The 12,505-nt window shown below is 63.5% G+C and carries 8 protein-coding genes; 4 read left to right on the top strand and 4 right to left on the bottom strand.

Annotated elements, in window-relative coordinates:
* The first annotated feature begins 290 nt into the window (after nucleotides 1-290).
* Nucleotides 291-3,695 (top strand): acyl-[ACP]--phospholipid O-acyltransferase, encoded by a 3,405-nt coding sequence (locus EJ068_RS24105; protein ID WP_127251664.1) that lies wholly within the window; start codon nucleotides 291-293, stop codon nucleotides 3,693-3,695.
* 80 nt (nucleotides 3,696-3,775) lie between these two features.
* Here the strand turns inward: EJ068_RS24105 and EJ068_RS24100 are convergent, their stop codons facing one another.
* On the bottom strand, nucleotides 3,776-4,501 hold the full coding sequence (locus tag EJ068_RS24100; protein WP_127251665.1) for an SDR family oxidoreductase: 726 nt from the start codon (nucleotides 4,499-4,501) through the stop codon (nucleotides 3,776-3,778).
* Nucleotides 4,502-4,651: 150 nt separating this feature from the next.
* Between EJ068_RS24100 and EJ068_RS24095 the strand changes: the two genes are divergently transcribed.
* The gene (locus EJ068_RS24095) at nucleotides 4,652-5,548 is read left to right on the top strand and encodes an AraC family transcriptional regulator (protein WP_129554903.1); all 897 of its coding nucleotides are present in this window, start codon (nucleotides 4,652-4,654) and stop codon (nucleotides 5,546-5,548) included.
* A gap of 180 nt (nucleotides 5,549-5,728) precedes the next feature.
* Here EJ068_RS24095 and EJ068_RS24090 read toward each other — a convergent pair whose 3' ends face one another.
* A complete protein-coding gene (locus EJ068_RS24090) occupies nucleotides 5,729-7,702 on the bottom strand; it encodes an EAL domain-containing protein (protein ID WP_127251667.1) in 1,974 nt (657 codons plus the stop codon).
* A 315-nt stretch (nucleotides 7,703-8,017) separates the two neighbouring features.
* Here EJ068_RS24090 and EJ068_RS24085 point away from each other — a divergent pair, with 315 nt between their 5' ends.
* Nucleotides 8,018-9,052, top strand: a complete 1,035-nt coding sequence (locus tag EJ068_RS24085) for a class I SAM-dependent methyltransferase (RefSeq protein ID WP_127251668.1) — start codon at nucleotides 8,018-8,020, stop codon at nucleotides 9,050-9,052.
* Between the two features lie 74 nt (nucleotides 9,053-9,126).
* Here the strand turns inward: EJ068_RS24085 and EJ068_RS24080 are convergent, their stop codons facing one another.
* On the bottom strand, nucleotides 9,127-10,113 hold the full coding sequence (locus tag EJ068_RS24080; protein WP_127386203.1) for a zinc-dependent alcohol dehydrogenase family protein: 987 nt from the start codon (nucleotides 10,111-10,113) through the stop codon (nucleotides 9,127-9,129).
* 103 nt (nucleotides 10,114-10,216) lie between these two features.
* Between EJ068_RS24080 and EJ068_RS24075 the strand changes: the two genes are divergently transcribed.
* The gene (locus EJ068_RS24075; RefSeq protein ID WP_127252993.1) at nucleotides 10,217-11,119 is read left to right on the top strand and encodes a LysR family transcriptional regulator; all 903 of its coding nucleotides are present in this window, start codon (nucleotides 10,217-10,219) and stop codon (nucleotides 11,117-11,119) included.
* 347 nt (nucleotides 11,120-11,466) lie between these two features.
* Here EJ068_RS24075 and EJ068_RS24070 read toward each other — a convergent pair whose 3' ends face one another.
* Complete coding sequence (locus EJ068_RS24070) at nucleotides 11,467-12,486, bottom strand: isopenicillin N synthase family oxygenase (protein ID WP_127252992.1); 1,020 nt, start codon at nucleotides 12,484-12,486, stop codon at nucleotides 11,467-11,469.
* Nucleotides 12,487-12,505: the final 19 nt, after the last annotated feature.

Raw genomic sequence — 12,505 nt, 5'->3', positions numbered from 1 at the left:
CGTCTCCGATCCGGCCTGAAACAGGCCGTCTCCGATCCGGCCTAATGCTGAAACGAAAGGATCATATCGATGCTCGCAGACAACCAAGCCCGCAAGCAGTCGAGTGGCTGGAAGGCCTGGAAGCCGATCATGGACGACAGATTCCATGCGCCAAGACCAAGAAACAAATGGATCGGATTGAACCGCAGTAACGAAGTTTAACCTCTTCCTGATACAACGAGGCTCAAACCGCGCAAGTGTCCGCTCAGTCCAATCGGATTGCCAGCCAGACTTGCCCAATGGAAATTGCCATGAACACCCATCTGATGATGTCGCGGCGCTTCGCGCCTCTCTTCTGGACGCAATTCCTCTCGGCCTTCAACGACAATTTCCTGAAGAACACGCTGGTGTTCCTCATTCTGTTCACGCTGGCGAAGGATCAGGCCGCGTCCCTGGTGACGCTGGCCGGCGCTGTCTTCATGGCGCCCTTCCTCTTGCTTTCGGCGCTTGGCGGCGAGATCGCAGACCGCTTCGACAAGGCGCTGATCGCGCGGCGGCTGAAATTCACCGAGATCGCCGCGGCCGCCGTCGCCGTCGTCGGCATCGCGCTGTCATCGATCCCGGTGCTGATGACGGCGCTCTTGATGTTCGGCATCATCTCGGCGCTGTTCGGGCCGATCAAATACGGCATCCTGCCGGACCATCTCGAGCGCAAGGAACTGCCAAAGGCCAATGCCTGGATCGAGTCGGCCACTTTCGCCGCGATCCTCGGCGGCACGATTGCCGGCGGCGTCGTTTCAGCCGACGGCATCGGCGTTGCGGTGTTCGGGCCGATCATGATGGCCTTGGCCGCCGGCTGCTGGTTCGTCAGCCGCTACATCCCGTCCACCGGTTCGGCTGCTCCCAACCTCACCATCGACTGGAACATCTTGCGCTCGACCTGGCGGCAGGTCGCCGACCTGCGCACCGATACGCGCATCTGGCGCGCCGGCCTGATGACCTCCTGGTTCTGGCTGGTCGGCGCCATCGTGCTCTCGATCCTGCCGGCGATGATCAAGGATTCACTCGGCGGCAATGAGATCGCCGTCACCGCCTATCTCGCGGTGTTCGCCGTCTCGATTGCCATCGGATCGGCTATCGCAGCCTGGATGTCGCAAGGCCGCATGGTGCTTTTGCCCGCGCCGGTCGGCACCGCGCTGATGGCGCTGTTCGGGCTGCACCTGGCCTGGACCATCGGCAGCATGCAGCCCTCGCCCCAGGCCGAGACGCTTGCCACCTTCTTCGCCGGCCCCAACACCATCCGTGTGGCCATCGACCTCGCCGGCATGGCCATTGCCGCCGCCTTCCTCGTCGTGCCGACCTTCGCCGCCGTGCAGGCCTGGTCGCCGGAGGCGCGCCGCGCCCGAGTCGTTGCCGCGGTCAGCATCGTCAATGCCGGCTTCATGACGGTCGGCGGCATCCTTGTCGCCGCGATCCAGGCGGCAGGCGTCTCGATCGCGGGCATCCTGTTCGGCCTCGTCGTCGCCAACGCGATTGCCGCCTGGCTGATGCTGAAATTCCTGCCGACCAATCCCTTCCGCGATTTCGTCTCGATCCTGTTCCGCGCCTTCCTGCGGCTGGAGGTCGAGGGGCTGGACAATCTCAAGGCGGCCGGCAAGGCGCCGATCCTGGCGCTCAACCATGTCAGCTTCCTCGACGGTCCGCTGGCGCTGACGCTGACCGACGAGGAGCCGGTCTTCGCCATCGACTACACGATCGCCCAGGCCTGGTGGATGAAGCCCTTCATGAAGCTCGCCCGCGCGCTGCCGCTCAATCCGGCGAAGCCGATGTCGACCCGCACGCTGATCAAGATCGTGCAGGGCGGCGATCCGCTGGTCATCTTCCCGGAGGGCCGCATCACCGTCACCGGCGGCCTGATGAAGGTCTATGACGGCGCCGCCATGGTCGCCGACAAGACCGGCTCGATGGTGGTGCCGGTGCGCATCGAGGGCCTGGAGAAGAGCTACTTCTCGCGGCTGACCTCGCAGCATGTGCGGCATCGCCTGTTCCCGAAGGTCAAGGTGACCATCCTGGAGCCGGTGAAGCTCGAAGTCCCCCAGGAGTTGAAGGGGCGCCAGCGCCGGGCCGCGGCTGGCTCCGCGCTCTACCAGGTGATGTCGGACCTCGTCTTCCGCACCCAGAATATCGACAAGACAGTGCTTCAGAAGATCATCGAGACGGCCCATGAGCGCGGCATGAAGGAACTCGCCGTGCAGGATCCGGTCACCGGCTCGCTGAGCTACGGCAAGCTGCTCACCGCCGCCGCGGTGCTCGGCGAGAAGTTCGAGCATCTCTATGCGGGACAAGAGACGCTGGGCATCATGCTGCCCAACGCCAACGGCTCATGCGCGACGCTGCTCGGCGTCATGTCGGCCGGCAAGGTGCCGGCGATGATCAACTTCACCGCGGGTGCGGCCAACATCCTATCGGCCTGCAAGGCGGCCGAGGTGAAGACCGTGCTCACCTCCCGTGCCTTCGTCGAGCAGGCCAAGCTCGGGCCAGTAATAGAGGAGATCGGCCGCTCGGTCGACATCGTCTGGCTCGACGACCTGCGCGCCACGATCGGCCTGAAGGACAAGCTGCTCGGCCTGTTGCGCAAGACGACGCCGCGGGTGGCGCGCAAGGCGGACGATCCGGCCGCGATCCTGTTCACCTCGGGCTCGGAGGGCACGCCAAAGGGCGTGGTGCTGACCCACCGCAACATCCTGGCCAACGCCGCCCAGGCGGCCTCGCGCATCGACTTCCACTCGGGCGACAAAGTGTTCAACGTGCTGCCGATCTTCCATTCCTTCGGCATGACGGCGGGAACGGTGCTGCCCTTGATCTCGGGCGTGCCGGTCTATTTCTACCCCTCGCCGCTGCACTACCGCATCGTGCCGGAACTGATCTACGGGTCGAACGCGACGATCATCTTCGGCACCGATACGTTCCTCGCCGGCTATGCGCGCACCGCGCACCCCTACGATTTCCGCTCGGTGCGCTATTGCTTCGCCGGCGCCGAGCCGGTCAAGGCCGCGACGCGCACCACCTATATGGAGAAGTTCGGCCTGCGCATTCTCGAGGGCTACGGCGTGACGGAAGCAGCCCCGGTGATCGCCATCAACACGCCGATGTACAACAAGTCGGGCAGCGTCGGAAAAATCATGCCCGGCATGGAGTATCGCCTGGACCCGGTGCCCGGCGTCGACGAGGGCGGCCGGCTCTTCGTGCGCGGCCCGAACGTCATGGCCGGCTATCTGCGCGCCGAAAACCCCGGCGTGATCGAGCCGGTGAAGGACGGCTGGCACGACACCGGCGATGTCGTCACCGTCGACGACGCGGGCTTCATCTCGATCCGCGGCCGCGCCAAGCGCTTCGCCAAGATCGGCGGCGAGATGGTCTCGCTTGCCGCGGTCGAGGCGCTGGCCGGTGAACTGTGGAAAGGCTCGCCATCAGCCGTCGCGACGGTGCCGGACGCGCGCAAGGGCGAGAAGCTCATCCTTATCACCGAGGCTGCCGGCGCGACACGCGCGGACTTCCTCGCCTTCGCCAAGGCGAATGGCGCCATGGACCTGATGGTGCCGGCCGAGGTGCGCGTCGTGCCGAAAGTGCCGGTGCTCGGTTCCGGCAAGCTCGACTTCGCCGGCGTGACCAGGATGGTGCGCGGCGAGGAAGAGCTGAAGGTCAAGGCTGCTTGAGCTCAAGGGCTGGAGGAGGCCGGCGTTCAGGCCGGCCTGCCCGTCATTCACTGACAACCGGCATCTTGGCAGACGAATGTCTACATATTTGCTGCCGTCGGGCGCACGATCACTTCGTTGACGTCGACGCCGTCGGGCTGTTCGAGGGCGAAGCGGATCGCGCGGGCGATGGCGTCCGGCGTAAGTGATTTCCGCCGCCACTCCTTCAAAGCCGCGGCCACCTGGGGATCGCTGATGTCGTCGCCCAGTTCGGTCGCGGTCACGCCGGGCGAGATGATCGTGGCGCGGATGTCGTCATGCTCTTGGCGCAGGCCTTCCGTGATCGCCCATACTGCATATTTGGTGCCGCAGTAGACCGCCGCAGTGGGCAGCACGAGATGCGCGCCGACGGACGCCACGTTGACGACGTGCCCGTTTTTCTGCGCGACGAATCGCGGCAGCACCGAAGCGATCCCGTTCAGCACGCCGAAGATGTTGACGTTGATCATGCGCGCCCACTCATCGCGCTTCAGCGCGGCAAGCGGCGACAGCGGCATGACGCCGGCATTGTTGACCAGCACATCGATCCGTCCAAATTCGGCGTGCGCGGCATCGGCGAACGCATCGAAGCTCTCAGCCTCCGTTACGTCGAACTCGCGCCATGCGACCCGTTCACCGATTTCCTCGGCCAGCGCCTTCAGACGCTCGACGCGTCGGGCGCCGATAAACAGCCTGGCGCCCGCCGATGAGAGCTCGCGAACCGTCGCTTCGCCGATGCCGCTCGAGGCGCCGGTGATCAATACAACCTTGTCTTTCAGTCCCGTCATGATCGTTTCCTTTTCGCTTGCGGGTGACGGGTCGAAAAATGGTGGCGCGAAGGCGGAGAGCGGTAGCGTAATCGTCCAAAGAGTTTGCACGATCCTCCAAATAAGCCGACCAAGCCTTGCAACATTGCGCGCGATGCAGATTTATGCAGCATGAACAAAATTGCCGACCTGGCTCAGCTGATCTCGCGGTTCGCACCGGTCTCCGGCATGTCCGGCACCGCTGTGCACCGGCTGTCGCTCATTCGCGCCGACCATCCCAGCGCGCCGGTGCCGGCGGTCTATGAAGCTTCGCTTTGCATAATCGCCCAAGGGTCGAAGCGCGTCTCGCTGGCCGGCCAGAGCGTGGTCTATGATGCATCGAGCTATCTTCTTGTTTCGGTCGACCTGCCTCTGGTCGGCCATGTTCTCGAGGCCAGTCCGGCCGCGCCATATCTTTGCTGCAAGATCGACTTCGACCCCGCGGCACTTGCCGACCTGCTTGTGACCGAGCAGCGGGTTTCTTCCGAGAAGGACTTGCCCGTGCTTGCCGTCTATCCAAGCGATCCTGACCTGATCGATGCCGCATGCCGATTGGTGAAGCTGCTCGATAGCCCCGAGACCATCGATGTCCTGGCCCCGCTCGTAGAGCGCGAAATCCTCTACCGTCTGCTCACCGGTCCGCATGGCGCAACGCTTCGTCAAATGGGAACCGTCGACAGCCACCTGAACCAGGTGAGCCGCGCCATCGCCACGATACGCAACGGCTTCCACACGCAGTTGCGAATCGACGAGATTGCCGCCGCCTCAGGCATGAGCGCGTCGTCGCTTCACGCCCACTTCAAGGCGATCACACGCATGACCCCGCTCGAGTATCAAAAGCAGCTACGCCTGCAGGAAGCGCGAAGGCTGATGCTGGCCGACGGGGCCAACGCCGGCACGGCCGGTTTCGCGGTCGGCTACGACAGCCCGTCCCAGTTCAGCCGCGAATATCGGCGCCTGTTCGGCGCCCCGCCCCGTCAGGACATCGAGCGCCTTCAGGCTATACCCGGCTCGGCCGCGGCCTATTAACCCGTGCTGAGCGGGGCAGCAGCCTGCAAACAGGCAAGCGCGCCTCAAACCACGACCACCACCTTGCCGAACTGTTCGGGACAGGCGGCTGGAGGCAGCAAGGAGAAACTGCTCCCCCGCCCGCGCCTTAGACTCGATCTCGGAAATGCCTTTACCTGCGGCTTCAATTCGAATGCCGTATCACGCCGACTTCAGCACCGTGAACGGGCGCTTCTGCACCTGCTGCTTTGCCTGGAAGCTTGCGGCGGGCATCGGGCGGCCGACGTGGTAGCCCTGGACCTTGTCGATGCCGAATTCGCGCATCAGGGCCATCTGCTCGTCGGTCTCCACGCCTTCGACCAGGATCTTGTGGCCGCGGTTGCGGACCAGCGCGATGATGTCCTGGAGCATGGCCATGCCCTTAGGCGTGCCGCAGTCATGCAGGAACGAGCGGTCGATCTTGACCGTGTCGAAATCGATCAGGCGCAGCCATGACAGGCCGGCGAAGCCCGTGCCGAAATCGTCGAGCCAGATCTTGATGCCCAGGAGCTTCAGGTCGCTGATGCAACGCAGGATGTCGGAGTCCATCTCCAGCTCGCGCCCCTCGGTGATCTCGAAGGCAAGCCTGCTGCCGGCCACGCCGGTTTCGCCGAGGATGCCGGCGACGGAGGTCGCGAAGCCGGGCGTCTTGAGCTGGATCGGCGACACGTTGACACTGACCACGCGGACTTCGTCATGCGCAAGGACGTCGGTGCACACCGTCCTTATCGCCCAGCGGCCGAGCTCCAGGATGGCGCCGGTGCGTTCGGCCACCGGAATGAACAGGCTCGGCGGAACCAGAATGCCGTCGAGCATCTTGAGGCGCATCAGCGCCTCGACGGCCTCGACCCGGCCCGAGGCTATTTCCTGGATCGGCTGATAGACCAGGGAGACGAGATTCCTGTCGATTGCGATCTTGAGCAAGGCCGCGATGTTCTCGCTCTCGTCGCTGCTCTGCGGATCGGTCGGGTCGAACAGGCGCGCGCAATTGCGGCCGCCGGCTTTCGCCAGGTACAGCGCGCGATCGGCCTCGTGGATGATCTTCTCCAGCTTGGCGCCGGCCTGCGTCCTGGTGAAGGCGGCGCCGACGCTCACCGTCACGATCGAGGTGCCGTCGCGCCGCAGCTCGTGCGTCAGCGCCAGATCCTCCACCGTGCGGCAAATGGCTTCCGAGAGAGCGGCGACCTGTTCCTTGTCGTTCATGCGGGCGAGCACGATGAATTCCTCGCCGCCGTAGCGCCCGATCGAGCCGTTGTATCGCGTGACCAGCTCGCCCAGCGCGTTGGCGACATGGATCAGGCAACGATCGCCCTCCTGGTGGCCATAGCAGTCGTTGAACTTCTTGAAGAAATCCACATCGATGAGGATCGCCGCGAAACGGTTGCCGAGCTTTTGCCAGTCGCTCCAGTATTCGCGCAGCTTCTCGTCGATCGCGCGGCGGTTCTCCAGGCCCGTCAGCGGATCCGTCCGCGATAGTCTCAGCAATGCCTTGCCGCGCTCCGTCGCCTCCTTGTGCTGGATCTTGGCTTCGAGCGCGTTGAGGAAGACGTTGTAGCGCTCCTCGTTCAGCTTCCAGTTCACATAGGAGGTGAAAGTGAAGCAGGAGACGTAGAAGGTACCGAACACCATTTTGTACGTCAGCGAAGCAGGCACGAAATAATTTACCACGTACAGAATGCACAGGATTATGGTCGACGTGATGATCGAAAGCTTGAAGCTGAATGTGAAAAAGAGGTTGGCGCTCATCATGAAGATCGTGCCGAACACCATGTAGTAGGCGACGGTTTCCCGGTCGGCTCCCCAGGATGTAGGCCACAGCCAGCCGATATAGCCAAAGATGATTGCGGCCGCGCAGGTCACGTCGAGCCATTGCGTGGCAACACCGCGGCGAAGCTGGCCCTCCAGCGTCAGCAGCGCGGTCAGGCCGACGGCGAAGCGCGCCGTGATCGTGTAGAGCGCCACATCCGGTATCAGCAGCAGATCCGTCGCCGAGAACAGCACATAGATGGCGACGGCCATCCAAAGCCCGGGCCTGGCTTCCCGCCGCCGCTTCGCCTGCGATTCCTCGCGATAAAGGACGCGCAGCTCGTTCGGCCCCGGGCCGGGACGCGGCTCGTAGGGCTCGACATGCGCCATATCGGCCAATCTGGACGCGACGCGTTCGTCCGCAATGAACCCCTGCTCAAAGGGTTTTTGCCTTTCGAACTCTTTTCTCGCTCCTGCCCCCACGCGGGCCCGCTCCTAGCGAAACAACGGTTTGCCGAGCAATAAAATGCCACGGCGGGAGACAAGTTTGCGTTAACTCGAACCCGAATTCCGGCCCGCAAAATATCCAATGAAGCGAGATGGTTAGCGGGAAATTAATCATATCATTAAAATGCTAACGATCACCGTTGGCAAATCCGACATTCTACGCAATAAGTTAAATGACTGTTAACCACGGAGTATCCAGTGCAGACCGTTTTTGATGGCAAAAGCCTGATTACTGCTAAGACGATTGCCGCCGGTCTGCATCGAGGGAAGCCCGAGCGCCATGGCGGAGCCTTCGAGGACGCTCGCGCGGAGCTCGCGCTCATCCTGTTGACGACGCACCAACAGATCGAGCAGCAGAGGGATCCCGCCGAGATCGTCCGGCGCCTGCTGTCGGTCCTCAGCGCGCTGCGCTCCAGGGTTCATCCCGACGTCTGGCAGGCCTTAATACCGGTGGCACAGAACCACGCGATCCTGCAATATTTCCTCCAGGATCCCCTCACGCACTGGTCCTTCACCAAACCCAGGGGTTATTCCGGCGACGCGCAGCTGCTCGACTTTATCTATTGCGATCCGCATGTGGCCGACGACGTGGCCAACGCCTCGGAGATCGGCAAAGCGCTCTACAGCCATACCCAGAATGTGCCGTCATGCGTCGCGGCGCGGGAACGGCGGGACCTGTTGACCCGATATGTCGACGAGACGGCGGCGAGGAATGGACCGGAAGCGGAAGTGCTGGCGATCGCGGCCGGCCATCTGCGCGAGGCCAACCGCTCGACCGCACTTGCCGAGGGCAGGCTGAAGCGGTGGGTCGCGCTCGACCAGGATCCGCAGAGCGTCGGTCTGATCGCGCGCGATTTCCAGGGCACCGCGATCGAGGCCGTGGACGGCTCGGTGCGAACCGTGCTCACGAGAGGCCACAAGCTCGGCAAGTTCGACCTGATCTATGCTTCGGGCCTTTACGACTATCTTCAGCACAACGTCGCGGTTAAGCTGACGAAGACGTGCCTGCAGATGCTGAAGCCGAACGGCAGGTTCCTGTTCGCCAACTATGCCGAAGGCACTCCCGACGCCGGCTATCGCGAGACATTCATGGACTGGGTGCTGCTGCTGCGCTCGGAAGCCGACATGTGGAACATCATCAATGCCAGCGTCGACCGCAACACCGTCGACGCGCAGGTGTTCTATGGCGAGAACCGCAACGTGCTCTACGCGGTTATCGAAAAGCGCGGCTAGCGACGGTCTCCGTAATTCGAGCGGCATGATCGATCGGGCGCGCCGCTCGATCGGGCGCCGATCCTTTCAGGCCCTCACACAGTCACGAGGATCTTGCCGAACTGTTCGCCAGCCTCGAGAAAGCGGTGCGCCTCGGCGATCGCCTCGAACGGAAACGTCCTGGCGATGATCGGCCTCAGCGCGCCCGATGCGAGGCCATCGAGGATGAAGCGCTTGGCTGTTTGCAGCCGGGCGGGATCGCCGGTGATCTCGTGGACAAGGTAGCCGCGCAGCGTCAACGTCTTCGCCAGGACCTCGAACAGCGGGAACGGCGTCGGCTCAGGGCTGAGGCCGCCATATTCGATGAGAATGCCGCCGCGTGCCATCGCGGCTGCAAGAGGCGTGAAAATCGGGCCGCCGACGGGGTCGAGCACGACGCGCACGCCTTGCGGCGCGATCGCTCTCAGCCGCGCTTCGAGATCGTCCTCAGCCAAGGCCACTACATGCGCAGCGCCGGCATCGAGCAATGGCGTCTTCTTGGCCGATGTCCGGGTGACGGCGATCGGCACGGCGCTAATTCTGTTGGCGATCTGGATGGCGGCGAGCCCGACGCTGCTCGAAGCGGCGGTGATGACGACGGGCTCGTCACCGCACAGATGGGCGATATCGATCAGCGCGCCATAAGCGGTGAGATATTGCATCCATGTCGCCGCGGCGGCCTCGAACGAAAGCGATGGCGGATGCTTGACGACGAGCTCGGCAGGAAAGGTCACAAGCTCGCCATACGCAGGCCAGCGCGCCATCGATCGCGGCGGGATGATGCTGACCGCATCGCCCGGCGCGAAACCAGCGACGCCCTCGCCGATCGCCTCGACAAAGCCGGCTGCCTCAAGGCCGAGGCCTGACGGCAGCGACGGCGTTTCGATGTAAGTGCCGTTGCGCATCGAGGCTTCGGCCCGGTTCAAGCCGAGTGCCCTGACGCGGATCCGCACCTCGCCAGGACCTGGCGACGGAACCTCTATCTCCTCGATGCGAAGCACCTCGGGACCGCCGTGACTGTGAAAGCGAACAACCCTTGCCATCCATGCAACTCCAAATCCAATCGATGGAATGGAACTATGCAGGGGCGTGGAGAGCAGATAAATCGCTGTTCAGGCAGAACAGTCGAAACAATAGGTTTTCAATATGGATCGCCTCGAAAGCATGGAAGTGTTCGTGAAAGCCATCGACCTCGGCTCGTTCACGGCCGCCGCGGCGGCTCTCGAGCTTTCGGGGCCGATGGTCGGCAAGCATGTCCGCTCCCTTGAGGAGCGGCTCGGCGCACGGCTCATCAACCGCACCACGCGCCGGCAGAGCCCGACCGATTTCGGGCGCGCCTATTATGAGCGCTGCAGGATCGTACTGGCGGAAGCGCAGGCGGCCGATGCGCTGGCGGCCGACCAGCTGTCCGAACCTCGCGGGAAACTGCGGGTGACGATGCCGGCGCATTTCGGCCGGCACTGCGTCACACCGATCCTGCTCGCCCTTGCCCGGCGTTATCCGACACTGGAACTGGATCTGTCGCTCAGCGACCGCTTCGCCGATCTCGTCGAGGATGGTTTCGACCTGGCGATCCGTACCGGCCCGCTGGATGATCGGGCTGGCATCATCGGGCGCCGAGTCGCGCGCCAGCGCATGGTCGTCTGCGCTTCGCCGTCCTACATCGAGACCTTCGGCAAGCCCACCGATCTTGAGGATATCGCCGCCCATCAGGCGATCGTCTACCGGCGGCTCGGCCATGTGTTGCAGCCATGGCTCTTCCCGCGCGATGACGGTTCCGTCGCAGAGTTCGCGCCGGTCGGTCGATTGCGTCTCGACGATCTCGATGCCATCGCCGACGCGGCGAGCGAAGGCATGGGGCTGGCCTGGCTGCCATACTGGCTGGTGCGTGAGCGTGTCGAAGCAGGCAAGCTCATCCGCGTGCTGCCTGACAAGCCGGACTATCTCTACGATTGCCACGCACTCTGGCTCCAGATGCCGCATCTGCCGTTGAAGGTGCGGCTGGCCATCGACGCGCTGGCGGCGGGATTGCCGAAGCTGACGAAGTAAAGCGCGTCGCGATCTTCAGATTCGCTCCATGCGCTTTAGGTTTTTAGTTTTACGCATGTCTTTATCCCGAAACCAGTTCCCACTTTCGGGAGACATGCTTTAGGCCGCTTTGTCGCGATCAGTATCGCCTCGCCTGATCAAGGCATCTCTAAAGCATTTGAAAGAAAAAGGCCGGGCGCGAAAGCGGCCCGGCCAAGCATGAAGGTCATAACCTTCAGAGGGGAACATCGCCCGGCGCAATGGGAGGAAAACGCCGAGCGATGCAGCCTATTTGGGGTCTCGGCGGCGTATTTTCCACGAAAAATACCGAGATCGCGAAAAAATCTCGCTTAATCATTGTGAAGTCGTCAGCCGGCGGCCGATGCTTTTTCCAACAGATCCGCATAATGGCGCCGGGCTACGTCGGGATGTGACCTCAGCCGGCTTTTCAGCACATTGGTTCCGACGTTGCGAAACAGCGGGTTGTCAGGGTCGCTGGCCGGGCCGCGCGCCTCGGCCGCCAGCTCCTCCGGCAGGTCGAGCAGCGGGATCGTGGCGTCGAGACGGGCGCCGAAGAAGAACGGCACCGAAATCCGTTCGACGCCGGCGGGCGGCGTGACGACGCGGTGCACGGTCGCCCTGAGATAGCCGTTCGAGGCGAGTTCAAGCAGTTCGCCGATGTTGACGACCAGCGTTCGCGGGATCGGGTCGACATCGACCCAGCTGCCGTCATACTCGACCTGCAACCCCTTGTTCTCGTCCTGCAGCAGAAGGGTGAGGAAGCCGCCATCCTTATGCGCGCCGACGCCCTGGTCGTCGCCGGTCGTGTCGCGGCCGGGATAGCGCACGATCTTCATGCGGTGGTTCGGCTCGCCGCGATAGATCGCATCGAAGGCATCCTCCGGCTGGTCGAGCGACAGCGCGAATGCCTTGAGCAGCCGGATCGCCACATCGGCCGCCTTGGCCTGCCAGGCGAGCAACGCCGGCTTCAGATCGGGGAGCGCGGCCGGCCACTGGTTCGGGCCCTGCAGCCGCGTCCAGGCCGGCACGCCCGGCCCTTGCGCAATGGTCGCGCGTTCGACGCCGATGTCGAGCTGCTCGCGCCAGTCGGCCTTGCCGCTGGTCAGTTCGCCGCCGGCGCGCGTATAGCCGCGGAACTGCGGCGACTTCACCATTTCGATGGCAAGCTTGTCGGCTTCCGGCAAGGCAAAGAAGCCGCGCGCGGCACCCAGCACCGCGTCGATCTCCGGTTGGGTGATGCCGTGACCGCTCAGATAGAAGAACCCGACATCGCGGGCGGCGGTGCGCAAATCAAACAAGAAAGTTCGAAGCTCGGATGGACCCTGCTCCAGGCGGTCGAGATCGAGCACCGGAACTATTCTTGGCATGGACAGGCTCCTCTTGTCG

The organism is Mesorhizobium sp. M2A.F.Ca.ET.043.02.1.1 (assembly GCF_003952405.1).
GTDB lineage: Bacteria > Pseudomonadota > Alphaproteobacteria > Rhizobiales > Rhizobiaceae > Mesorhizobium.
This window is presented reverse-complemented; position numbering and strand designations above follow the sequence as displayed.